The sequence below is a fragment of the Paenibacillus tritici genome (assembly GCF_013204885.1).
GTDB lineage: Bacteria > Bacillota > Bacilli > Paenibacillales > Paenibacillaceae > Paenibacillus_AQ > Paenibacillus_AQ tritici.
Map to the genome: position 1 here is coordinate 34,970 of NZ_JABMKX010000006.1, position 24,886 is coordinate 59,855.

Sequence of the window (24,886 nt, forward strand, 5' to 3'; positions counted from 1 at the left end):
GATCACTGTGACTATACAACATATTGCCGGTCAGCGGCTGGTCCGTCAGCGGATTCAGGGGTCTGGGTCTGCCCCCCTTCAGCCCGGGGAGGTGGTAAGGCTGTTCGGGGCGATGCAGGCTCAGGATTATATGCAGGCGGTCTGGGCTGTCGGTCTGCGCACTCCCTCCGCCGGATTGCCGCAGGTGGAGCAGGCTATAAAGGGCAGGCAACTGCTGCTGACCTGGACGCTGCGCGGGACGCTTCATTTCGTTCCGCCTGAGAATGCCAAGTGGATGCTTCAGCTCTGCGCGCCGAGGATTCTGCGCCAGGCGGCATCCAGATTGACCCAGCTCGGCCTCGACGACAAGAAGCTCGAGCGTTGCCGGAAGATCATCTATCATGCACTGAAGGGGGGAAGGCAGCTTCCGCGTCCTGAGCTGCTGAAGCTGCTGGAGGAGCAGGGCATGGATACAACCGGCCAGCGGGGATATCATATTCTGTGGCACAGCGCGTACAACGGACTGATCTGCTTCGGTCCGCGCAGCGGCAAGCAGCAGACCTTCGTGCTGCTGGACGAATGGGTGGAGCATTCGCGTGAGCTGTCCTTCGAAGAGTCACTGGCCGAGCTGGCCGGGACGTATTTCACAGCGCATGGGCCAGCCACTGTGCAGGACTTCGCCTGGTGGGCCGGACTGACGTTGACGGATGCAAGAGCAGGATTGGAGGCGGTGCGAAGCCGCCTGCAAGCGGAGATGGTGGACGGCAGCGAATATTGGCAGCCGTTATCTGATCCGGCTTCCGCAGCCTTACCTGCCGCACGGGCAGGCGTTCATCTGCTGGCCGGATTCGATGAATTCATCCTCGGCTACAAAGACCGGAGTGCCGTGCTGGAACCGGAGACAGCGCCGCTGATTGTGCCGGGCAATAACGGAATTTTTCTGCCGATCGTGGTGGTTGACGGGCGGGTAGCCGGGACCTGGAAGCGGACGATCAAGACTAAAGGGGTGGAACTGCAAATCTCTACATTTGCCCCCTTGGATCTTCTGGCTCAGGAAGGGGTGCGGCAGGCCGCGGAACGTTACGCCGCTTTTCTGAATTTGCCCTTAACCAGGCTTGAATATCTCGAAGTAACCTGAATAACTGCGCAGGATGCTCCATACGCCATGAAACTAGGCGCCTGGGGCATCTTTTTGTGTGCCGCCAGCAGGAATAATCTGGAGTGTTAGCGAATACTAGCGAATATCAACAAATTTCGACTTTTCTACTACATACATAAGCGGGGTTGTGCACAATGAAAACATGGAAAAAGACATTATTTTTGATCGTAACCTTTGGTTTGATCTTTCTGCTTCCCTTATTCGGGAGTCTGGCGAAATGGAAGGGCCTGCCGCCCGGTTACGGAGATTTCCCTGCCCAAAGGGTCGAAGCTGACCCGGGGTTCAGCCTGCTGTATTTCTCCCTTGCCTGTGTTGTGGCTCTGATCATTACGCTGGTTCTGGTATTTCCCGGCTGGTTTGGCTTCAAGAAGACGGCGGAAGCGCCCCGGAAGGCGGGAGCGCCTACGCCTTTCCCGGTATGGTTCTGGTGGAGTCTGCCGGTGTTTGTGCTGAGCTGGTTCCTGATGTGGGCACGGGTTAAGCTGTTTATCTCCTTGGAGCATTACACATTTGTTCCCCTGTGGTGGTCCTTTATTCTGATTCTTGACGGCTTCGTATACAAAAGAAATCAGGGGGCCTCGATTATATCGCGCAAGCCCCGGGTGATGCAGCTGCTGGCTGTGGTATCGTGCTTCAGCTGGTTTGCTTTTGAATACCTGAACTTCTTCGTCCTGGAGAACTGGTATTATCCCAATAATGAAGTGTTCTCGAATTTCGGCAATGTGTTCTGGTTCTCTTTATCCTATACCACCGTACTTCCGGCCATCTTTGAATGGTACCTGCTTCTCAAGACCTTCCGTCTGTTCCGCAGCCGCTATAGCCATGGCCCCAAGCTGAAGATGTCCCGGTCGTGGCTGATTGTGTATTATGTGCTCGGGCTAATTCTCGCGTTCGGCATGGGCTATTATCCGTACCTGCTGTTCTGGGTGCTGTGGGTTGCGCTTGTTCCTATGCTGTCTGCGGCAATGGCGCTTGTTGGGTACTGGACTCCTTTCACTCCGGTGAAGAACGGCGACTGGTCCAAAGTGATCCTGGTGGGGCTGGCTACCGTATTCAACGGCTTCTTCTGGGAGTTCTGGAACTTCGGCAGTGAGTGGTTCCATGATGATGCTCCTACCAATCCGAATTACTGGAAATATTCCGTGCCTTATCTGGACAAGTTCCACATTTTCTCCGAGATGCCGCTTCTGGGGTACTTCGGTTATCTGTTCTTTGGGCTTAATTGTTGGATTATCTGGCTGATTGCCGCATATGTGTTTAAATTCGACGCCGATATTGAAGTTACGGGAGAACAAGGAGAACAAGGCTAAAGGTGGAGTACAATGATTGCTAATGGCAACTATCAGGTTCTGGAGACCATTTCAGATCATCCTATAAAGGCAGTATACAGATGCAGCGGGGCTTCCTCTGGAGAAACGGTCATTCTCAAGGTGTTAAAATCGGAGTTCGCTACAACCGAAGCGGTGATGCGCTTCAAACAGGAATATAAGCTGCTTACTGAGCTTAGCCGCAGAACAGAAGGAGTCATCCGGCCCCTGAAGCTCGAAGAGCAGAACGGTCTCTATGTTATGGTGCTGGAGGACGCCGCCGGACGTTCACTGAAGCGGATTCTGGCGGAAGACAAGCCGGGGGAGGAGGCCTTGCTGAAGCTGGCGGTCAAGGTTGTGGATATTCTCGGCTCCATTCATGAGCAGAATGTGATCCACAAGGATATCAAGCCGTCCAACATTATCTGGAACCGGGAGAAGGATATTGTACAGGTGATTGACTTCGACCTTGCGGTGAAGCTGTCCAGGGAGAGGAGGGATTTCCAGAACAGCGGAGTACTGGAAGGCAGTCTACTGTATATCTCCCCTGAACAGACCGGCCGGATGAACCGCAATATTGATTACCGGAGTGACTATTATTCCCTGGGTGTCGTGCTGTACGAGATGATGACCGGAATCATGCCGTATCATTCACCCGAGATGCTGGAACAGATCTATTCTATTATTGCGAAGGAGGCAGTCTCCCCCCACAAAGTAACCGGAGGCAGAGTGTCCCGAGGCTTGTCGGCCGTTATTATGAAGCTGATGGAGAAGTCCTCGGAGGACAGGTACCGCAGCGCTCACGGCATCAAGGCCGATTTGAAGAAATGTCTGGCAGGGCAGGAGGATTTCGTGATTGGAACGGAGGACCGCCTGAACACCTTCCGCATTCCGCAAAAGATTGTCGGCAGGCAGGAGGAGCTCTCCCGCCTGGAGGAGGCATTCCGCAGCAGCGTCAAAGCGAATTCACAGCTGATGCTCGTCTCCGGGGATGCGGGAGCAGGCAAAACCGCATTGGTTCATGAGCTGCACCGGACGATCAGCCGGGAGAAGGGGCTGTTCGCAGAAGGGAAGTTCGACCAATACAATAAGAACATCCCGTACAGTGCATTCATCCAGGCCTTCCGCAGACTGGTCAGCCAGCTCCTGGAGAGTCCGGATGAGGATTACAAGAGTGAAGTCCGCCGTTCCTTAATGCGCGCACTTGGCGGCAATGGCGGTGTGATCACCGGATTAATCCCGGAGCTTGCCGCCTGGATCGGAGTCCAGCCGGAAGCGGAGCCTTTGAGTCCTGCCGAGGAGACGAACCGCTTCTTCCTGACCTTTGCCAACTTCGTGCAGGGAATTACAGCGCATCATAACAGGCCGCTGGTCCTCTTCCTGGATGATGTCCAGTGGGCGGATTACTCCAGCCTGCAGCTGGTGGAGAAGCTGGTGCTGGATAACCATCTGCAGAGGCTGTTTGTAATCTGCTCCTACCGGCAGAACGAGATTCACGAAGGTCATCCCTTGTTCAACGCAATGGCCAGAATGAATCGGAAACGCGAGGTCAGCCAGATTCAATTGCAGCCGCTGAAGGAGAACGATGTACAAAGCCTTGTGGCGGACACGCTGTACAGCAGTATGGAGCGGGTTCAGGATATTAGCGGACTATTGTACAAACGGTCCAAGGGCAATTCTTTTTTCCTGACAGAAATGCTGAAGGACCTGCATAAACGGGGGGAACTTTATTTCGACAAGCTGAACGGGGAATGGAGCTGGAATCTGCAAAAGCTGGAGGAGCTGCCCGTCCATGACAGTGTGGTGGATTTCCTGGTCGGACAGCTGGAGCATCTGCCGGAGGAGGTCCGCAGCATCCTGATGCTTAGCTCAGCGGTCGGCAGTGAATTTGACTACGGAATGCTGACCCTACTCGGTGAAGAACAGCCGGAGCGAGTTGCCGCGGCCATTACCCGGGCGGTGCAGGAAGAGTTCATTCTCCCGGCAGACCATAAATATGCGATATTCTCCGCTACACTGGCTGAATCCGGCGCGGAGGCGGCGCAGGCAGGCATCCGGCTGAGATTCGCCCATGACCGGATTCAGCAGGCCTTCTACCAGCTGCTTGATGCGGAACGGGGGAAGAGGCTGCATCTTAGTATCGGCCGGCTCCTGCTGCGCAATCTCGGAGAGGAAGAGGTGGAGGATAAGCTTGTAGATATCGCAACCCATATGAACAAAGGGCTGGAATTAATCAGCGACAGCGCGGAGACGAATGAGGTCATCGCCCTGAATCTGCGTGCAGCACAGAAGGCCAAGGCCGGGTATGGTTATGATGCAGCCTTCATCCTGCTTGAAGCGGCAATTGAATTGCTTCCGGAGAATGCATGGATAACAGACCCGGGGCTGGCAGCGGAGATCTACAGATTGTATGCGGAATGCAGCTATCTTACCCACCATATTCCTCAGGCTGATCAGGCCTGCCGTCTGCTGCTGGAGCATACTGCAGACCGGATGGCTATCGCGGAAATCTATGAAATGCAGGCCAATCATTATATGTATCTGGGCATGATGCCCGAGTCGATTGCTTCAGGCAGGAGGGGCCTGCTGGTGCTGGGGATTAAGATTCCGTCCAAGGTGGGAATGGCCTCTGTTCTTAAGGAGCTGCTCGTCATCAAGGCCGCGCTGCGGGGCAGAACGCCGGAAGCGATATTTGCATTGCCGGAGATGACGGACCGGGACATGAAGCTGGTTATGCGGCTGCTGATTAACTTCATTCCGCCGGCGTTCATCTCGGGGGAGACTTCGCTGTTTGGCCTCGTGGTGCTGAAGAAGGTGGGGTTGACGCTGAAATACGGCAACTCGCCGGAGTCGGCCCTTGCTTTTATCGGCTATGCGATGCTCTTGTCCGGCTTCGGGGATACGAAGGGTGCTTTCGCCTATGGGCGTCTGGGCATCAGAATTAATGACAAGTTCAATGATCTCCAGTGGAAAGGAGCGGCGCATGTCCTGTATACGCTGTTCAGCCACGCCTGGACGGAGCCTTGGGATACGCTTCAGGACTGGTTCGGCACCTCGATTGAAGCCAGTCTGCGCACAGGCGATTTGCTCTATCTGGCCCATTCTGCATTCTATGTGAATCTCTGGAACCCGTCGATGGATATCCCGGCCCAGCTCCAGGAGAGTACCCGGATGATCTCGATGATCGAGAACACCAAATATAAGGAATCCCTTGCTACAGCCCGGCTGGCGCGCCAGTATTTCCTCAGTCTTGCGGGTGAGCTGCCAGAGCGCACTTCCTTCGACAGTGAATCCTTCAGCGAAGAGGCCTATCTGCGTGAGCTACAGGAGGCCCGTTATTACTCGGGAATTGCGATTTATTATATTTACAAAATGAAGCTGCTGTTCCATTATGAGCAGCACCATGAAGCTTTGGAGTATATTGACCGGGCTTATCCGATTATCGGAACACTGGCCGGTTCTGCTTTTATGGAGGAATTCGCGCTCTATAGCTTCCTGAATCAGGCCTATGCCTATAAGGAATTGAGTATAAACGGCAAACGGAAGGCCAGGTCCAGGATGCGCAAGGAATTCGGCAGGGTACGCAAATGGGCCAGGAATGCGCCGGGGACCTTCCTCCAGCATGAATATCTGATGAGAGCCGAATGGGCCAGAATCTCCGGGAACGGGAGCCGGGCAGGACATTACTATGACCTTGCGATTGAGACCAGCGAGCAGGGGAGCTTCATCCGCTATAAGGCACTCTCTAATGAGCTGGCGGCCAGATTCTATGTGGACAAGGGCTTCAATGAGTTCGCCGCCTATTTGCTCAGACAATCCGAATATTATTATTCGGTCTGGGGGGCCAAGGAGAAAATCGGGTTCATCAAGGAGCGTTACCCGTCCATCGTCCAGAAAATCAGCACTAAGGAGTTCCTGCACGGCAGGACAGTGACGGACTATACGGAGAGCATTGATCTGAATTCCATCATTCTGGCCTCACAGGCGATCTCCAAAGAAATTGAGCTGAACAACCTGCTGGAAGCGATGATGGAGATTGTCATCAAGAACGCCGGAGCGCAGCGGGGCTGTATCCTTATGACCTCTACAGCGAATCTTTTGGTCGAAGGGGAGTATAAGGCGGATACGGATAGAATCTCTGTAGCGATTCATGAGTCCCCGAGTCTGGATAATCTGCCTGCTGCCATCCTCAGACAGGTGGAGGAGACCCGGGAGAGCCTGATCTATAATGATGCGTATTCAGAGACTCCGTTCGTGAATGATCCTTATATTGTGAGCCAGCAGCCGAAGTCCATGGTCTGTATGCCGCTGATTAATCAGAATAAGACGATTGCGATTATCTATCTGGAGAATAATCTGGTCACTGGTGTGTTCACCGAGCAGCGGATGAAGATTATTAATCTGTTATCCAGAGAGATGGTATTCTCGCTTGAGAATGCCAGTCTGTATACGGAGCTGGAGCGTTCGGAGGAGAAATACCGTCAATTGGTCAACCATCTGCAGGACGGGGTTTTTGTTACCCAGGGCAAGCGGTGTGTGTACGTCAATGAGGCCTTGGCACAGATGCTGGGATATAAGACCGACGAGATGCTGGAGCAGCCCTTCGAGAATTTCATCAGTCCCCCGGAGAGGGAGAAGGTGATGCATTATTATGCCAGAAGAGTCGAAGGCAAGCAGGTGCCTGAAGAGTACGAGACCAGACTGCTGCATAAGGACAAGACCCGTGAAGTCATCGTTATCCACAAGGTGATCCGGATGACATATCTGGACAAGCCGGCGATTCAGGGAACTGTCAAGGATATTACCGAGCGCAAGAAGGCAGAGGAGGAGCTGCGGCGCCATAAGGAGCATCTGGAGGAGCTTGTGGCGGAACGGACGAAGGAGCTGGAGTTCAACAATGAGGAGCTGGGCAAATATATCGGACTGATTGAGCAAATCTCGATTACCGATGAATTGACCGGACTGTATAACCGCAGATACTTTAATAAGCTTTTCCTCAGCGAGGTAGACAAGGCGGCGGCAGGCAAAAGATATCTGTCCTATCTGATGCTTGATATTGATTATTTCAAGAAATTCAATGATACATATGGACATTACGAAGGAGATACCGTACTGCGGCGAGTAGGTCAGGTACTGAAGGAGCTGGCTGAACGGGCTGAGGGAGTCGCGTTCCGTCTGGGCGGTGAGGAATTCGGCATTGTGGTTGCCGGGTTCACCCCGTCCCAATCCCGGGAGTATGCCGAATCCATCCGACGGAGCATCGCGGAGCTGGGGATTCAGCATGATCTCAGCCCGGAATACGGCAGAATTACCGTCTCCATCGGCGTAGCCGCCGTACTCGTGGACGGACTGCGCGAGGAGGATATCTACAAGCTGGGTGACGATGCGCTGTATCAATCCAAGGCGGAGGGCCGCAACTGTGTCACATTGTTCGAGCGGTAAGAAGGGTACATAAATATGATTGGGGAGCTGTTGAAGCAATGAATACCGAAACCGAAACTGATACCGAAACTGAAATGGGCCAGCTGCTGGAGGCTCTACAAATATCTCTGCCGCTGGTGCAGCGCCTTTTTCCGCTGGATGTGATGTTTGCCTTAACCGATGCGGAGAAGTTCATCTATCATCTGCCGGGCAAAGAGCTCCATGCCCGGGTCGGGGATGGAAGTCCCATTCCGCCGAGCGGGGGAATCCGGGCAGCGCTGGAGAGTGGAGAAGAGGTCAGCGCCACTATCCCCAAAGAAGTCTACGGGATACCGTTCAAGTCCTCATCCATGCCGGTCCGTGACCGGAACGGGGCGGTAATGGGTGTATTCACGGTCGGAATCAGCCTTAGTAATCAGGAGACGCTCAGTGAAGCGGCGAATGCACTGGCTGTGACCTCCGATGAGATCAGCTCGACCTCGGTAGAGATTGCGGGAACAGCCTCGGAGCTGGCGAATACCGTAGGTGATCTGAAGGTGCTGGGCCAGAAGGTGGTAGAGGATCTGCAGCAGACCGATGAGATTCTGGATTTCATCCGCAAGGTGGCGGAGAACTCCAACCTGCTGGGGCTGAATGCTGCTATCGAAGCGGCTCATGCGGCTGAGCATGGACGGGGCTTCGGCATCGTCGCACAGGAGATCCGCAAAATGTCGGTATCCAGCGCTTCATCAGCGAAGGATATCGCCGGCATTCTGCAGATGATCAAGCAGAAGATTAACCAGATGGATGCCGTACTGACGGATTGTCTGGCCCAAAGTGAACGTCAGGCCGCCGCTACAGAGGAGATCACCGCCTCCATGCAGCAGCTTGCTGCTTCAGCTGTTGAGATTGAGAGTATCGCGCGGCTGATCTAGGCCGTAACGGTTACTTGTGTCAAATTGCTCCTCGCTGGCATAGAGTATCTAGACGAATGCCCAGATGCTATAGGCTCATTCAGTGATGAGGAGGAATGTACAATGCTTGATCCAGTATTGCAGGCACCGGACCTGAAGCTTGCTGCCGATTCAAACCAGGTACTTAATTATAAGCGGGATGCAGACAATTACATTACACAGCTTTTTGGCGAGCAGCTGCCCGCTATCCGCAACGGGTTCTTCAATGCCCGCATGAGCAAAGGATATATTGTCCAGCCGCACTGGCACACTAATGTGACAGAGATGGTATTCGTGATCAGCGGTGAGCTGATCACCTCTGTGTTCGATCCGTTCACCCAGAAGCTGATGACTTACCATCTGAAGGCCGGACAAATCTCCGTCTTCCCGAAGGGTTGGTTCCACTGGATTCTGGCCGAGAGCGAGCATGCCCAGTTCCTGACGATCTTCGATGCGCCGACACCTGATATTGTGTATGGTTCAGACTTCCTGCGTGCGGTCCCCAAGGAGGTTATCCAGCAGGCTTATTGCATCAATGAAGAGGATTACGCCAAGGCCGTGGCTCCGCTTAAGGAATCCATTATTCTGGGGCCGCCTCCGGGCTGCGCCGTCGCCGGTACCGCTGCAACAAATGCACAAATGATGCCTAATGCGGCAATGCCGGAAGCAATGTACACGAACAATGCTAACAACGTCAACAACGCGAGTTATGCTAGCACCGCCAACAACGCGGGTTACGCCAACAATGCAAATAACGGCAGCTACGCCAATAGTGCTAACAATGCGAATAATGGCAGCTACGCCAACAACGCCAACAACGCCAGCACCATCAGCACCGCCAAAAGTATGCCGTCTTACACAGCCCAGCAGCCGGCCGCAGCCTTCTATCCTTATCCGCTGTACCCGCGCCGTTAACTGAGACGGAATTAGTTGGATTTTTAACACTTGCTGATGGATGAATCGCCCTTGCTGCAACAGCAGTTGGACAAACAACACTTAATTTCGGTAGTTCCACCCCATGTAGCGAAAAGGAACAATATTAGATGCTGTTTATCCACTTGCTTCCTATAATTACTCATAAAACGGGAATTTAAGATACGTTTATCCACTTGCTTGTTACAAGGAGGCGGAGCACGGGCAGCCATTTATCCTTATCCGCTGTATCCGCGCCTAACTGAACATCGGCATGTCACGCAAAAACGGCTACGCTATCCTTTAAAGGACGGCGTAGCCGTTTTTGGGCTGGGGTAGCAGAGCCTGACCCCTCATTGAAAGGCAAGGCCGGGGATGCCGCTACCGGAGTCCCGACCTCTTCAGCCACATCAATCCCTTCTATCTATTTGATTGACAGGTTAATTCTTATTCTCTGAAAATGATCTTTCCACCCTTTGGATACAACTTGACCGAATAATCATCCTGGCCGTAAGAGATGATGATGTTTCGTGCTTTGAGCCAATAGCTGTCAGCTTCACCTTGAAGTTCAGATGCCCTTTGGGAAGATTGGTTCTTCAGATAGTGCAACCCCTGGTGGTACACCTCTTCCCCCGGGAGGAGGGCCTCCGTTTCATGGAGGGTCCAGTTATAGATCAGATAAGTCTCGCCATTCACCAGGTAGAGGACATCCTTGAACTGGGCACTATCCTGACTAAGCGTATCATATTTCTCTGCACCGGAAGCATAGCCGGTTGAGAGAGTACGGGGGCGGATGCCCTGAGTGCGCAAAGATTTAAACAAGGTAATGTAGTTCCCCTTGAGCTTGCTATACTCACCTAATTGAAGCAGATTATGTGCCGGAGTGGAGCGGTAATAATCATTCAGGATGCTGCCGTAGAGGTGATTGCAGAGCATGGTTAACATAATCGTGAATAAGATGGAGCCCCCGGCAGCTGCCAGACCGCTAACTCGCCCGTTTTTGAACAGCACCATGTTCAGTAGGTAAAAAAATATCAGACTAAGCAAGACGGCTAGCGGATAATACAGCCGGATAAAATGTGGTCCCGAATACAATTCTTTGGATCTGAAGGTGAAATAACCTATTCCAAACAAAATGATCGTTAGGGTGTTAAGTATAATCTGGATCAAGAGAGGCCTCATAGGTAGTCTCCTAAAGTTGCAGAATTTAAGCGGTAGATTCGTTACTACATTATTGCAGATAGGTAATGACCTGCTCTATTGTCTCTGCCCTGTGCTGGTTCTGCGCGTGGAAATTGGCATACGGATTATGACCCCAGAAGGTGTCAATTGACATCGCTGAACGCTGGCTAGGTACGTAACCGGTCAGATTACCATCTGAATCAAAGCGGATACCGAGCTGGCTCTGATTATTCACAACATTATCTCCCCCGATCTGGGTGAAGGTAAAGTCAATACTGTCCCGGTAGCCGAACGAGTCGTAAAATCCTTCTGCGATGCTGTTCCTGAAAGCCTCAAAGCTTCTATTGTCCGGAATAACAGTAAATGTCAGTGTCCGGTCCTTAAGAGCAGCTGGCAGGAATTGCGGTGCAAAATCATCATATCCGCCAATAAAATTGTATTTATGATTTGGAGCATTCTCTGTTTGCAGTCGGGCGGACTGATGGGTGACCGCGTAGTTTGCTTTAGCGTTATAATACCATTTCTCCTCATTGTCGAAACCTTCACCACCATAGATTTTTCCGGTAGGGTCAAGGTCAACGTCGCAGGGCTTGAACAGAGGAGAATACTCGGAAATTTCAGCCAATCCGCTGCCGAAATGCGGTGTGTCAATTGTAATCAGTCGGCTCAGGTTGTTTACTCCGTTCATATTCTCAATATAATAACGGGAGACCAGCCCGCCCATGCTGTGCCCGATCAGATTAACATCAATCTGGCCTTTTTCAAGCTGGCCTTTGGTTGCATAAAAGTATCCGGCTTCCGTGCCAGCAGCCATGTGGGCAGCCAGATTGTCAATATAACCGTCAAGTCTGCCGGCATTCAGGTAGACCATATCCTCATTCGGATAGCTGAAGGCAAATAAGTTCTTATTGCTGAGATAGCCGTTCCGCTCCAGTTCATAACCCAGGTTTTGTGGACGTTTTTCATCTTCAGTACTTTTAAAGATTCCCCTGATTTCATGGGCCACATAACTGGTATAGTCGAAAGATTTACCTGCACCCGATGCGAGGGACATACTGCTGCCATAGTGGTTGTTCAGACTAGTCCGGTTATCCGCATCATACATATTGGTTTCGACGCCGAAACAGTCAAAAACATTGTCCACTCGGCCATGGAGCAGAATAGTCGGTGTACGGAATGTGACTTTTGGTAGCAAGTCTTCACTATCCATGTATCCGTCTTCGTCACTGTCTTCTTTACCTGGATTGCTGAACCAAGGATAGACTTTGATGACTCCATAGTCGGTATCAGTGATACTGCCTTTGGTCAACGTGCGGATAATGCCGTCCAAATCAAATTTTTCGACGGGAACGACACTGGCCAGTTCCTTAATATCCGGAATGCCGTCGGTATCCGTATCCACCATTTCATCGGCATCTTCCGGCAAAACATCTACTTTGGTAGCAATGGGAATGGCCCCGTCTAGGTAAATCCAGACACCTTCATCCACTACTTCTCCGATTTTGTCAGCGATGGCCAACAGCTCTTGGTAGAAGTCCCCATTAATGTTTGCATAGATTCCGCCAGTTTCAGTATATAGGTTACTATACAGATTTTTAACCCAGGTGGAGGTGACTACTGAAGCGTTAATTTTCTGCCCTTTCAGCAGCTCGATTTCTTCTGCCATGGAAGTAATGCCGTAACGATTGCCTGCTTTATATTCCGCATCCGTAATGAGGATGAAAAATTTCTCTGCACTTGCGCGCATGTCCAGAAGGCGGGCTGTTTCCAGGGCGTCGACTGCGCTCTCCGGATTATCACCGCCACCGTCTGCATCTAGAGCATTAATCGTGGTCTTGTAGTGCTCGATATCCGAGAACCAGTTGCGGGTACCGTTCTTATGAACCACAGTGGTATTGATTCCATCGTCTTCAATATCTTTGTATTCCACAAGGCCAAGATAAGGAGCGATGCCCCGCGCTTTTAGAACATCTACGAAGGCTGACACATTATTACGAACATTAAGAATTTCATCGCCCATAGAGCCGGTGGTATCAATAATGAAGACAATATCCGCTTGCCCAGCTGTTCCTGCAAGAGAAGTGGTCTTCAGGCTAAATGCAGAACGTAATGGAAGACCCATATAAATATCCTCGGTTACAGTTGCCGATTCTTCGGTTGTTTCATAGGTTGCGGATACGACAGTTCTTTCTGGTGTACTGCGGTTGTCCATAGAGTGCAGCTGCTCGGCCGTGAAGCTTGGCGGGTTGCGGAATGAACGGAACGTGGGGCTTACAGCTGGCGTATCTCTGCTCTCATCCAGTGCTTCTGGCAGCGATAATCCAAGTTCGCTAAACAGATCGCTTACATTCATTACAAAATAAGTACCCGCCGTATCAATGGTGGCCGACAAGCTACCTGCGGTTGGATCGTAATCCGTCTCGTAATATACTGTCCGGCCATCTTCTGTATAGCGGGAAATCAGCAAGGTATTGCCATCCGGTCCGGCAGCGGACGATCTGGAAATCCCGCTGTCTTGGCCTAATGAAAAGCTGAGCGCAGCTTCGTCAAAATCAGCACCGGTGATTCGGACGGGCTTGCCTACAATCGCTCGGCTGTCCCCAAACCCGGTACCTTGGTATTCCTGCAGCAAAACTGTACGGTTCACATTACCTGTAGTCTTCACTTGCAACGAAGGCACTGCTTCATTGTGGGTCAACAAGCTGCCGTCCATATTTTCTGTACTGACTGACTGTTCGACTTGTTCCTCATTGTCGGGGACTCCATTGCCATCGCTGTCTTTCAGTAGCGGATTTAGTCCCAGAATGATTTCATCGCCGTCGATTAGTGTGTCTCCGTCCGTGTCCCATGCCAAAGGATCAGTCTTGTACTTATTGATTTCAGCACCGTCATTCAGTCCATCTTTGTCTGAATCGGCCAGCGCTGGATCTGTTCCAAGTCGGTATTCTTCGACAGCCGTAAGCCCATCTTGATCCAAATCTTCATCCGCATCGGGAATGCCGTTCTCGTCTGTATCCGCTAGCAGTGGAGAGGAGCTTGTGATGTAGTATTCGTATCCGTCTGGCAATCCGTCTCTGTCCGTGTCAGCATGGTGGGGGTCTGTTCCGAGCCGCAGCTCTAGCTCATCATCAAGACCATCCATATCACTGTCCGTTCCAACCTCGCCGGAACCGGAAGCTGTAACCATATAATTCACTGCATTGGATTCAGCGCTTAGGCCTGTTTCGCCGGTGGCTGTAACTGTATAGCTGTAAAGCCCGGAAATTTCCGGTCTAGCGATCTGTACTGATTCGGTTACATTCAGCTTATATACTTCTTGCGTAACAGTCCCATTCTGTTTCTGGGTTAACTTGTAGGTGTTGGATGGATCAGTCTTGTCCACCTTCAATTCCAGCACACCGTTGTCGCCTATCAAGGCCAGGGAAGGCTTGACGGGTGCTGCAATAGGAGAAAAATTGCCGCTTCCACCGCCGCCGGAGCTGGGACTGCCTGCTGGAGGGAAGACCACAGCAGGTTTAGCTGCATTAAATTTCAGAATTCCAAGATTAAGCGGACTTCCATCAGAAGTGGTGGAAATGGAACCCAGACTGACAAGCCCACTTTCGGAAGGATACAGGATGTCATACTTGCTGCTGCGCGGCAGCCGTATTACGAATTGCCCCTGATCTCCTGTTGAGGTGTAGAAGGCAGGAGCTGGGCCAAAGACCAAATCGGCTGTTTTTAGCGGAGAGCCCAGACTGTCCTGCAGGGTTCCGGCCACAAGTTGGCCGGATTCACTAGCAAGTTTGATGTAGCTTTTGAAGTGTTCACGGACAACGATCTTGCTGCGGCCAGCCACTTGACCGTTAGAGGAGATTGTCAGATTATAACTGCCGCTCTTAAGCTCAGCTGTGAATGAGCCTTGGTCATCAGTTGTTGTATGGGCGAGTGGTTTATATTCATTTGTGCGCGTGAATGTAACTACTGCTCCAGCCAACGGAGTGCCATCATGGTAGATTTTACCCATAATCCCTGCTTGCCCGTGAATCAATTGATACGCATTATCCAGCATAACGATAGATTCAGCTCTTGTGATGCTGTGCACCGGTTCAAATTGCCCCTTCGGATTGCCTCGGGCAATGCCAAGTTCTGTCAAGGCCGCTACGCTGTTCTGAGCATATGCAGCCACTTGCGTATAATCTTTATATGTATGAAGTGCTGTTTCATCGGTAAGTACGTCCAGCCCCAAGAATCGGCTGATCATTACACTCGCATCCTGCCTGGTGAGGACGCCGTCTGGTCGGAAGCTGTTGTCATAATAACCGGTAATTGCACCGAGTCGTGTACCGGTCATAACATCATTGTAAAACCAGTTCGTTTCATCGACATCCGTAAAGCTTTTGGCCGGGCCGTCAACAGGAGCATCCGGTATAAATGCCCGGTTAAAAAAGGCCAGGAACTCCGCACGGGTGACTTGCTTCCCGGGTTGAAAGCTATCATCGTTGTAGCCTTGAATATATCCATTGTCGAGCCATTCCCCGATAGCTTTTTCAGCCCAATGGCCTTTAATATCCATAAAGCTCTTTTTCTTGTCTTGCGCAAATACCAATCCATTGAGCTGTGTGAGCAGCATAAGAACTGTGATAGTCAACGAAATTTGCCTCACCCATCTTTTCTTCTTCAATCTTAATTCCCCTTTCAAGTTATAATATGGAAACTTATCCAAAAGCACCTTTTCTACTATATAGTTAAACAATTTATGGATCAATAGAGTTTTGCATAGATATTTAGAAAATTTCGGGAGAGATGCGGAATATTGAGGACATCTGGATCGTGTATTGAGGGGACAAAGCACATTTTCTCGCGTACTTGATGGTTCTGTTGCCCAAACGGTATATGAAATGGCCGGTGAGCTGCACCGGTTTAAACGGGTTCAGAAGCAGTTCTTCCAGAATGTATCCCACGAGCTGAAATCTTCGCTGATGTCGATAGCAGGTTATGCGGAAGGGATTAGAGACGGTATTTTTGAAGGGGAAGGAGTCCGTAAAGGTCTCGATATTTTCCAGAGTGAAGGCGGGCGGTTGCGTGATCTGGTCAGTGAAATGACGCTGCTGGCCAAGCTGGACAGTGAAGAGGATATTTACAAGGCGGAGGCAACAGATCTTGAGGAGCTGCTGAGCGAGGCTGTTTCACAGGTTCGTCAAAGGGAAGCAGGGGGAATCCGGGCTGGGTCTCGCCATCGCACGCGCCATTGTAGAGCGCTGCGGCGGAAGGATTACCGCCCGGAACCGCCTGGAGGGCGGTGCTGTCTTCACCTTTGAGTTCCCGTCCACTTCCGGCAGTGTTTAATATTCGTTGAACATTGCAGCAATTTCGTCGTAGCCGGTGGTCTGTGTCAGTGCCAGGGAGAGCAGAATTCTTGCTTTTTGCGGCACCAGGCTGTTGCATGGAATGGAATTGGCGGACAGGTCAATGTACGAGTCCTTCAGTGTGATTCCGCTGGAGATCCGCGAGCAGCGGACCACTGGGATATTATTGTTCTTCAGTTCGCCGACTTTATCAATCCAAGGCTTGCTGTAGATGCCTCCGCCTGCACCGGCAATCACAATCCCCTTGGAGATCGTGGCCAGATAGTCTAGGATGCCGGGATCGGCATCGACATGGAAATAAGCTACGGATACGGCGGGAAGCTCTGTCATGACAGATACATCGAACTCCGTTGCAGTCGTATGCCGCTTAAGGGTGCGGGTGTAGAAAAAAGCATGACTGTCACGCATGTAGCCCAGGCAGCCGAAATCGCGCTCATCGAAGGCATTGGCCTTGAAGGTGTTCACCTTCTGCACATCGCGCCCGCTATAGATGCCTTCTGCGAAGACAACCATCACACCCTGCCCCGTAGCATCCGGATTCGCCGCAAGGGCTACCGATTGATACAGATTGAGGGGGCCGTCTGCACTAATGGCGGTAGCCGGACGCATGGAGCCGGTAATGATTACCGGTTTGTCGGTCTTGATCACCAGGTTCAGGAAGTAAGAGGTCTCATCCAGCGTGTCGGTGCCGTGGGTAATAACAAACCCGTGCACATCCTCCCGGAGGGCAAGCGTGTTAATATATGCAGCCAGGGTAAGCCAATGCCCGCTGGTAATATCAGCGCTGCACAGATTGCTGACCTGTACGCCTGCACAATTGGCAAGCCGTTCAAGGTGAGGTACGCTATCCAGCAGGTCCTGCACGGGCAAGGCTCCAGGCTCGTAATTCAAGGTTTTGTGGGCTTCTCCGCTGCCGGCAATGGTTCCGCCGGTTGCCAGAATGACCACATTTTTGAGGCCGGGATTATAATAAGGGGAAGCGGTGAAATTCACTTCTGGTATGGTATTCAGCATAGATCGTTTCCTTTCAGGTTGAATCAGATTGAAGGTACTGGAGTGACATTGAATGTATTATAACATTCATTCCTCAAAGCGTGACATAGTTAGGTATAATAAGTGGAAATACATATATTCATCTCCAAGAAAAGAGGAAAAAGAATGCAGAAGTTAGATAACCAGGACTATGCCTTGGCATTGCCACTGTTAAGTGAAGTGAAGATCAACACCCTATTCGCCGGAGGAGTGCTGGGCGGGCAGACTACGGGCAAGGTCTATGTGGACTCTGTGCAGAACCCGCGTACCTTCTATGTGGCTCATGATTTTGGGATGTCACTGCTTTACGGGGATTCGGGCAATGAGGATTTTAACCGGAGCTTATCGGACTATATGACGAATAAGACAGGGAACCGGCAGTCGGTGGAATGGCTGCAGGCTGATCCGGCAGGAGGCTGGGAGCAGCTGCTGGAGTCCACGGTCACTGAGCATAACGCATTGTTATCTAAGGCAGATCCGAATCTTCAAGCGTCTGATAAGCGGAGGATTGATATCCAGACCCGGGTGAATTTTACGTTTGATCAGGAGGTCTACCATAGAGCGAAGAAGCAAGGATTCCGGCAGGATGCCGTCATTGTTCAGATGACTGGTGAGGGGTTCGACGAGCAGGCAGGTTCGGTGATTCCGCGTTATTTCTGGCGGAATGCGGAACACTTCCGCAATTCAGGCATGGGCTACACTTTGCTCTGGGAGGGGGAGAAGGCCTCCAGTGCATTCTCCGCTTACCGTACAGCGGATCAGCTGGAGATCGGAATTGAATCGGCAGCTGGCCACCGGGGCAAGGGGTTCGCCTTCTCCGTATGTTGTGCGCTCATCGACTATTGTCTGGAGCATGGACTGGAGCCGGTGTGGGGCTGCCGGCTGGAGAATAAGGGATCTTATCAACTGGCGCAGAAGCTGGGCTTCAAGCCGTCGCTGAACATTCCCTACTACCGGTTGGCTGAGTAACAAATAGAGCTGTCCCACCAGCCATATCATGGCTTGTGGGACAGCTCTTCTTTGTACCGCCGCTCAGCTGCAATAGTTCTAGATCTTCCGAGCCTCCACGAAGCAGTGGAGATGCAGCGGGGACAGTACCTTCAGTCCTTCGCCCAGCCCGAAGCCCTTGCCTTCGGCAAGCTGGCGGCCTTGCTCATGGAAGTAGATCCGGTACAAGCCCAGCATCTCCTCACTGAATTGGCTGCGGTGCAGAGCCATGGCGTCGAACTTCCGCTCGAAGTGGTTGGTAATGTCAATAACCGTATTCGGCTCTGAGGTGAAGTAGAAGCCTATCGCCTTCGGCTGCCAAGGCCGGGTGCTTGTCCCTCTGGGATAGAGGGGAAGTCCGGACGAGAGGAAGGCCTGGGCGGCAGCTCTGCCCGTGACAATATGATCATAATGCGCTTCATAGCTCAGCCACGGATCAGGACAGAATATAACATCCGGCTGCACGGTGCGGATGATCTCGGCAATCTCTTCCGCGAGCGCCGGAATATGCTCCAGTGTACCGTCTCCATGGTCCAGTTGGTGGAACACCGTGGCTCCCAGCGACCGTCCGGCAGCTTCCAGTTCGTGTGCACGGATCGCTGCAATCTCAGCTGAAGACAGATGCTCATCCACCGCGCCCAGATCCCCGTTCGTGACCGTTAAATAATGAATCTCGCATCCCTTCTCCGCGAAGGAGGCGATCGTGCCGCCGAGGCCCACTTCGTTATCGTCCGGGTGCGGCTGAATACATAACACCTTGCGGCAGTCTGATAGGTCGGGCGGTGACATCAGTGCCGATATTGTCGATACATCCATATTCCAAATACCTCCTTATTAATCTGTGGTAAGGGTACAGTTAGTCCCTCTCAAGGTTCTCCCCGCCATCATCTCTCCTCCATCAGCTACCATCCTCCCGCTAGCCCCTACAATGACCGGCTTTGGTTCAAATCGCTCAGGATCTGCACCCGCTGCTTCTCGCTTATATTATAGAACAGAATCGGCAGAATAGCGGCCAGGAAGCAGAGTGCGGGCAGCAGGAACATCACGAAGCTAAGGCCGTGCTGGAGTCTTGGCGTAGCCGGCTGATTCTCCACATAGCTTAGCAGGCCGAGACTGGCCCCGATAATAAGCCGCGACAACGCCCCGCTGAACTTCGTAATGAAGGTGTTCGTGGAGAACACAATGCCTTCGCCCCGGAAGCCCAGCTTCCACTCCGAATAATCAATAGTATCGAGCAGCATCGAAGTACTGACGATGGTAGTCATGCCGGAGAAGAAGAAGCTGACCGCGAAGAACACCAGCGTATTCAGCACGTTATGGTCACCCAGCAGGTAAGGCAGGATACAGGCGATGCTTCCCAGGATGCAGGAGACAATGAACACCTTCTTCTTGGAAAAGCGGCGCAACAGCGGCGGCGTAGCGATCATCCCCAGCAGCATACCGACCACCAGGGCGATTCCGACCTGTGTGGCATACCCCGCATCCCCCCAGACATAGACCACATAATAGAGCTGAATGCTCTGCCGGATGCCGTTCACCAGATTGATAATCAGCAGTGAAGCGAGCAGAGTAAGCAGCGGCTTGTTTTTGTATACCGTCTGCAGGTTGTGGCGGAATGAAATAGTCTCAGTAGAAGGAACCACCCGTTCCTTGGTGAGCATTCCTGTCAGGAAGATCGACAGCGCCGCAATGACCCCGATAATGATGGCCGAATACAGATAAGCCTCAGTAGTCCGTTCACCGCCGAAGGCGAGCAGAAGCTGGATTCCGCCGACGGTGATGACGACCGCGCCGAGCGTTCCGCCGATTTTGCCTAAAGTGACAAATAAGGTACGTTCACCCGGATCTGTAGAGACTACAGACGATAAGGCCCATAGCGGGGTATCGCAGACCGTGTACAGCATTCCCCAGAGCAGATAGGATACGGTGGCAATCACCAGTGTCAGGGTGGGAGAACCACCGAAGTCCCAGAAGCAGACGATAGTCGCCAGCGCGATAAGGAACGGGGCAAACAGCAGATAAGGCCGGAATTTGCCCCATCTGGAGCGTGTTTTGTCGGTAATCATGCCCATAAGCGGGTCCAGACAAGCATCCACAATGCTCGCCACTACCAGAATGACACTGGCTGTAGTAGCCGGAATCCCCAGCAGATCCGTATAGAAAAACAATATGTACATCGACATGAAGCTGTACAGCATATTCTGGCCCAGCAGACCGCCTGAGAAAATCACTTTTTCGGCCACAGGTACTTTTGTTGACATGGCAGGCCTCTTTTCGCTAAGGATAATAATAGATGGATTGAATCCATTGCTAATTATGTTTATTTATAACTTAATTCTAGGTTCTGTCAAGCAGAATCTGGCTGTTGCTGTAAAGCGGATAATTAGTGCATTTATAAAGGGGTAAAGTCCCTTTAAGTCAATGAAATAAATATGCAAATTCAGAATTGTGATATTAATTTATTCGCATAAAATGTCGAAATATAGCTAAAGATGTTCCTTCGGCTGATAGGGGAGTGTAAGATTAACGCCGACAAGAAGGACGCTTAGATGTTAACCACAGGGGGAAGCCACATGAAATGGTTCGGAAACTTGAAAACAGCCACAAAAATTATCTCCGCTTTTCTGATTGTCTCTTTAATACTGGCCGGGCTTGGAGTCTCCTCGATTCTATCTCTGCGCAGCAGTAACCAGAATATGAAGGAAATGTACAGTAATAATCTGATCTCTGTCAGGGATCTGTCCGCTGCCGAGATCAGCTATCAGCTTAACCGGGTCTATACGCGGGATATGAGCAACACCACAGATGCTGTCAAGATTGCCGATTACGGGGACAAGATTGCGGCAGGCCGTCAGGATATTGTCCAGAAGGTGGACAACTACCGGCCGCTTGCGACTACCGCACGGGAGCAAGAGCTGCTGGCCGATTTTGACAAGGAATATGAGATTTATGACAAGCTGTTTGATGAAGCGCTTGTTCTGGCAGGGCAGGATGATACGGCAGCATTCAATACCTTCCTGAACACCAAGCTGACCTTACAGGGGCAGAACGTGCTGAGCAATCTGGATGGCCTGATCAAGGAGAATGTTGAGCTGGCGGAGGAAGCGAACAGCCATTCACAGTCTGCCTATTCTACGTCGCTCACCCTTACGATATCAGTAGTCATAGCGGCTGTCATCCTCAGTATTATCATTGGTTATGTGATCGCAAGGTCGATCTCCAGACCCCTGATGAAAATGCTGCATCTGGCCACTGAGGTGGCGAACGGCAATCTGACGCAGCAGTCGGATATTTCCACCAAGGATGAGGTAGGACAGCTGGCAGCGGCGCTCAACCGGATGGTGGATAACCTGAAGGAATTGATCAACGGAATTGTGATGAATTCGCAGAGCGTAGCCGCCTCTTCCGAACAGATCTCAGCAAGTACCCAGGAGATTGCCGGAACCAGCACGAACCAGTCGGCAGCCGCTACCAATATTACCGAACTCTTCAAAGAGCTGTCCCTGGCGATTGACTCTGTGGCCTCCAGTGCAGAGGAAGCGGCAGAGCTATCCAATGAGACTGTGCGCACAGCCCGGGAAGGCGGATATGTGGTGGAGACTTCGCTGCAGGGGATGCAGACGGTCAATCAGCAGATGAAGCAGCTGGAAGACGACTCCAGCAAAATCGGCGATATCATCGAGGTCATCGACGATATTGCCGAGCAGACCAATCTCCTGGCCCTGAATGCAGCGATTGAGGCTGCACGTGCCGGAGAACAGGGCCGCGGCTTCGCGGTGGTGGCCGATGAGGTCCGTAAGCTGGCCGAGCGCAGCAGCGATGCCACGAAGGAGATTACGAAGATCATCAAAGTGATGCAGGAGAATACGAAGCAGAGCGTCCGGGCGGTAGCGGAGAGTGTGGAGCAGTCTTCGATGACCAGCCAGGCTTTTGAACAAATTATAAGTATGGTGAACAATTCTTCGCTTAAGGTTAATGAGATTGCTGCGGCCTGCGAAGAGGAATCCGCCCAGGCTGCTGAGGTGATGAGCTCGGTTCAATCCATTGCCGCCTCCAGCGAGGAGTCTGCAGCGGCTTCTGAGGAGACGGCAGCTACCTGCCAGGCTCTGGCTCTGTTATCTGAGGACTTAGCCCAGTCGGCAGCCGCCTTCAAGACCCATTAATCCTACAGACTGAGGTGAAGTTATGTCATCCTTACAGAAGGAACAATATATCGAGCTTGCTGTAGGAGCCGAGACCTGTGCCATCCGTATTGAAGAAATTCATGAGATTATCAAAATGCTCAGCATTACAGATATCCCCTTCAGCCGGAATGAAGTGAAGGGCGTAGTCAATCTGCGCGGGAAAGTGGTCTGTGTCATGAGCCTGCGCAATCTGCTCGGCATGGCTGATGAGCCATACACCCGGAATACAAGAATTATTGTCGTCAACTACCGGGAGGAATTCGTCGGACTCATTGTGGACAAGGTGAACAAAGTGACGACGTATGGCGAAATCCATCCCCCCACAGGCGGACATAGCCGGGGACGTGATGCGGTGTTCCACGGAGTGGGTCAACGGGATGACCAGCTGGTTGGTATTTTGAAGCTCGAAGAAATATTGGGCGGGTGAAAAGGGGAACAAGCAATGATGATGGAACTGTCTGCCTACCGCGATATATTTATAGAAGAGCTGAATGAGCAGTTGGAGCGGATCGACCAGTCGCTGCTCGCTCTGGAGCATAGTCCGACCGCGGAGCTGATCCAGACGATATTCCGGGCAGCCCATACGATCAAAGGATCGGCATCGACGATGGGCTTCCGCGAGATGAGCGATCTCACGCATGAGGTGGAATATGCGCTGGAATGGGTGAGGGAGAAGAAGCCGGAGATTACCGGCATTCTGATCGACACGCTTTTCCGGGCGCTGGACGCCATGAAGCTGCTGCGCAGCCAATATGTCAGCGGTGGGGATTTCACGGATTGCAGCGCGGTGGTTGCGGAGATCAAGGCATTGATTAATAAGCCGGCCGAAGCGCAGCCGGTGCGGCTTCCGGTCTTGAATGAAGCGGAGAGGCTTCAGGCGGAAGAAGCTGTCGCAGCGGGTTATGCGCTAGTGTCCCTTACGGTGACCCTGAAAGAAGAATGCCTGATGAAGGCGGCCCGGCATTACATCCTGCTGCAGCGTATTGAAGAGGTCTGCGGGCCGGTGATCGCTATTGCATTAGCACCGCCGCCAGCGCCTGGAGCCGATGAAGATGTACGCTACAGCCAGTTTGCTGTAGTGGCAGCGGCGTCTAAGGAGATTGAGCAGGTATCCGAACAGCTTACGGGTGAGACGGATGTGGTGAGTATGGTTATCGCGCCGTTCCTGCCTGTATCTCCGGCAGGAGCGAACACACAGGCCGCGGCAGAACCGGTGCAGGCTGAGTCTCAAGGCTCTTCCCAAGGCAAAGAACGGTCCCATGGGGCACAGGCGACGGTCCGGGTGAGTGTCGAGCGGCTGGACCACTTGATGAATCTGGTGGGAGAGCTGCTCATTGAGCAGACTTCCCTGGCCAACCTCAGCGCTACGGGACAACGGAATGATCCGGCCAAGGTTCTGCCTGATATTGGCTCTGTATCGGATCACATGGGCGGTATTATCAAGGAGCTGCAGGAAGGCGTGATGAAGACCCGGATGCTGCCGATTGATCAGCTGTTCAACCGGTTTCCGCGTCTGGTCAGGGATCTGGCCCAGAAGCTGGGGAAGGACATTGAACTGCAGATTCAGGGAGGCGAGACTGAGCTGGACCGGATCATTATCGAGGAGCTAAGCGATCCGTTAATCCATTTGATCCGCAACAGCGCCGATCACGGGATCGAGAGCCCGGAGGTCCGGACGCAGCAGGGCAAATCCCCGAAAGGCCGGATTACGCTGACCTCTTTTCATGAGGAGAATCAGGTCGTTATTCGTCTGGAGGATGACGGTCAGGGCATTGATGCCGCTAAAATCAAAGCCTCTGCGCTAAGCAAAGGGATCATCACTGAAGAACAGGCGGGATACTTAACGGCACAGGAGGCCGTGAGCCTGATCTTCGAGCCCGGCTTCTCCACCGCTTCTGAAGTCAGTGAAGTGTCGGGCCGCGGCGTGGGGATGGATATTGTACGCAGTCAGATTGGACGCCTCAACGGGATTATAGATATTGAGACAGAGCCGGGTGCAGGCACAGTGTTTATTATCCGTCTGCCGCTTACGCTGGCTATTATCAAGGGCCTGCTGGTCAATGTGTCCAGGCGCGTGCTGATTCTGCCAATGTACAACGTGGCTGAGATTGTGCGGATCTCCCCCGAGGAGATTCAGGTTGTCCAAGGGGAACAGGCGATTATCAACCACGGGCGGATTGTGCCGCTCTCCTGGCTCCGGGACAAGCTGCATTATCCCCGTACAGAGCGCCGCTCCAAGACCATCCCGCTGGTAATCGTAAGATCCGTTGATAGAATTGCCGCCTTTGCCGTCGATGAGATTATCGGCAATCAGGAGGTGGTCATCAAGTCAATGGGTGCGTATCTGGGGACGATGAACCATCTGTCCGGGGCAACGATCCTGGGCAACGGGCGGGTGGCCCTGATTCTGGATGCCTCCTATCTGGTCAGCCATTGATTTCTT

Annotated in this window: 14 protein-coding genes and 1 pseudogene; 10 read left to right on the plus strand and 5 right to left on the minus strand. The window is 52.2% G+C overall.

Going from position 1 to position 24,886, the window contains the following annotated elements; genetic code table 11:
* Positions 1-7 precede the first annotated feature (7 nt).
* From HQN87_RS11775 to HQN87_RS32970, 5 genes are all read left to right on the plus strand, one after another.
* Complete coding sequence (locus HQN87_RS11775; RefSeq protein WP_367272708.1) at positions 8-1,117, plus strand: winged helix DNA-binding domain-containing protein; 1,110 nt, start codon at positions 8-10, stop codon at positions 1,115-1,117.
* A gap of 155 nt (positions 1,118-1,272) precedes the next feature.
* Positions 1,273-2,448 (plus strand): small-conductance mechanosensitive channel, encoded by a 1,176-nt coding sequence (locus tag HQN87_RS11780; protein ID WP_173132715.1) that lies wholly within the window; start codon positions 1,273-1,275, stop codon positions 2,446-2,448.
* A 12-nt stretch (positions 2,449-2,460) separates the two neighbouring features.
* Positions 2,461-7,887: a diguanylate cyclase gene (locus tag HQN87_RS11785; RefSeq protein WP_173132730.1), complete on the plus strand. Its 5,427-nt coding sequence runs from the start codon at positions 2,461-2,463 to the stop codon at positions 7,885-7,887.
* Between the two features lie 38 nt (positions 7,888-7,925).
* Positions 7,926-8,780, plus strand: coding sequence for a methyl-accepting chemotaxis protein (locus tag HQN87_RS11790; protein ID WP_173132733.1), 855 nt, complete (start codon positions 7,926-7,928; stop codon positions 8,778-8,780).
* A gap of 102 nt (positions 8,781-8,882) precedes the next feature.
* Complete coding sequence (locus HQN87_RS32970; RefSeq protein ID WP_173132736.1) at positions 8,883-9,713, plus strand: cupin domain-containing protein; 831 nt, start codon at positions 8,883-8,885, stop codon at positions 9,711-9,713.
* A 444-nt stretch (positions 9,714-10,157) separates the two neighbouring features.
* Here the strand turns inward: HQN87_RS32970 and HQN87_RS11800 are convergent, their stop codons facing one another.
* Positions 10,158-10,724: a hypothetical protein gene (locus tag HQN87_RS11800; protein ID WP_173132739.1), complete on the minus strand. Its 567-nt coding sequence runs from the start codon at positions 10,722-10,724 to the stop codon at positions 10,158-10,160.
* Positions 10,725-10,941: 217 nt separating this feature from the next.
* Positions 10,942-15,555 carry an S-layer homology domain-containing protein gene (locus tag HQN87_RS11805; protein WP_173132742.1) on the minus strand — a complete coding sequence of 1,538 codons (4,614 nt, stop codon included), beginning with the start codon at positions 15,553-15,555 and terminating at the stop codon, positions 10,942-10,944.
* A 190-nt stretch (positions 15,556-15,745) separates the two neighbouring features.
* On the opposite strand from HQN87_RS11805, the pseudogene HQN87_RS11810 reads away from it, so the two are divergent.
* Positions 15,746-16,220: pseudogene (locus tag HQN87_RS11810) on the plus strand (histidine kinase dimerization/phospho-acceptor domain-containing protein); the annotation flags it as partial.
* On the opposite strand, the gene HQN87_RS11815 reads toward HQN87_RS11810, so the two are convergent.
* Positions 16,217-17,254, minus strand: coding sequence for an asparaginase (locus tag HQN87_RS11815; RefSeq protein WP_173132745.1), 1,038 nt, complete (start codon positions 17,252-17,254; stop codon positions 16,217-16,219). The pseudogene HQN87_RS11810 and the gene HQN87_RS11815 sit on opposite strands and share 4 nt — an antisense overlap.
* A 144-nt stretch (positions 17,255-17,398) precedes the next feature.
* Here HQN87_RS11815 and HQN87_RS11820 point away from each other — a divergent pair, with 144 nt between their 5' ends.
* Positions 17,399-18,241, plus strand: a complete 843-nt coding sequence (locus HQN87_RS11820) for a GNAT family N-acetyltransferase (RefSeq protein ID WP_173132748.1) — start codon at positions 17,399-17,401, stop codon at positions 18,239-18,241.
* 78 nt (positions 18,242-18,319) lie between these two features.
* Here HQN87_RS11820 and HQN87_RS11825 read toward each other — a convergent pair whose 3' ends face one another.
* Both HQN87_RS11825 and HQN87_RS11830 read right to left on the minus strand, forming a co-directional pair.
* Complete coding sequence (locus HQN87_RS11825) at positions 18,320-19,075, minus strand: PIG-L deacetylase family protein (RefSeq protein ID WP_173132751.1); 756 nt, start codon at positions 19,073-19,075, stop codon at positions 18,320-18,322.
* Positions 19,076-19,182: 107 nt separating this feature from the next.
* The gene (locus HQN87_RS11830; RefSeq protein ID WP_173132754.1) at positions 19,183-20,520 is read right to left on the minus strand and encodes an MFS transporter; all 1,338 of its coding nucleotides are present in this window, start codon (positions 20,518-20,520) and stop codon (positions 19,183-19,185) included.
* Positions 20,521-20,832: 312 nt separating this feature from the next.
* On the opposite strand from HQN87_RS11830, the gene HQN87_RS11835 reads away from it, so the two are divergent.
* The 3 genes from HQN87_RS11835 to HQN87_RS11845 are packed head-to-tail and all read left to right on the plus strand — an operon-like array spanning position 20,833 to position 24,880.
* Complete coding sequence (locus HQN87_RS11835) at positions 20,833-22,422, plus strand: methyl-accepting chemotaxis protein (protein ID WP_173132757.1); 1,590 nt, start codon at positions 20,833-20,835, stop codon at positions 22,420-22,422.
* 22 nt (positions 22,423-22,444) lie between these two features.
* A complete protein-coding gene (locus HQN87_RS11840) occupies positions 22,445-22,870 on the plus strand; it encodes a chemotaxis protein CheW (RefSeq protein WP_173132760.1) in 426 nt (141 codons plus the stop codon).
* Positions 22,871-22,885: 15 nt separating this feature from the next.
* A complete protein-coding gene (locus HQN87_RS11845) occupies positions 22,886-24,880 on the plus strand; it encodes a chemotaxis protein CheA (protein WP_254075467.1) in 1,995 nt (664 codons plus the stop codon).
* Positions 24,881-24,886: the final 6 nt, after the last annotated feature.

Bases quoted from the DNA above. Each gene is read 5' to 3' on its own strand.
- HQN87_RS11825 (WP_173132751.1), bottom strand. From the start codon at position 19,075: ATGGATGTATCGACAATATCGGCACTGATGTCACCGCCCGACCTATCA.
- HQN87_RS11820 (WP_173132748.1), top strand. From the start codon at position 17,399: ATGCAGAAGTTAGATAACCAGGACTATGCCTTGGCATTGCCACTGTTA.
- HQN87_RS11780 (WP_173132715.1), top strand. From the start codon at position 1,273: ATGAAAACATGGAAAAAGACATTATTTTTGATCGTAACCTTTGGTTTG.
- HQN87_RS11830 (WP_173132754.1), bottom strand. From the start codon at position 20,520: ATGTCAACAAAAGTACCTGTGGCCGAAAAAGTGATTTTCTCAGGCGGT.
- HQN87_RS32970 (WP_173132736.1), top strand. From the start codon at position 8,883: ATGCTTGATCCAGTATTGCAGGCACCGGACCTGAAGCTTGCTGCCGAT.
- HQN87_RS11785 (WP_173132730.1), top strand. From the start codon at position 2,461: ATGATTGCTAATGGCAACTATCAGGTTCTGGAGACCATTTCAGATCAT.
- HQN87_RS11840 (WP_173132760.1), top strand. From the start codon at position 22,445: ATGTCATCCTTACAGAAGGAACAATATATCGAGCTTGCTGTAGGAGCC.
- HQN87_RS11845 (WP_254075467.1), top strand. From the start codon at position 22,886: ATGATGATGGAACTGTCTGCCTACCGCGATATATTTATAGAAGAGCTG.
- HQN87_RS11835 (WP_173132757.1), top strand. From the start codon at position 20,833: ATGAAATGGTTCGGAAACTTGAAAACAGCCACAAAAATTATCTCCGCT.
- HQN87_RS11800 (WP_173132739.1), bottom strand. From the start codon at position 10,724: ATGGTGCTGTTCAAAAACGGGCGAGTTAGCGGTCTGGCAGCTGCCGGG.
- HQN87_RS11790 (WP_173132733.1), top strand. From the start codon at position 7,926: ATGAATACCGAAACCGAAACTGATACCGAAACTGAAATGGGCCAGCTG.
- HQN87_RS11815 (WP_173132745.1), bottom strand. From the start codon at position 17,254: ATGCTGAATACCATACCAGAAGTGAATTTCACCGCTTCCCCTTATTAT.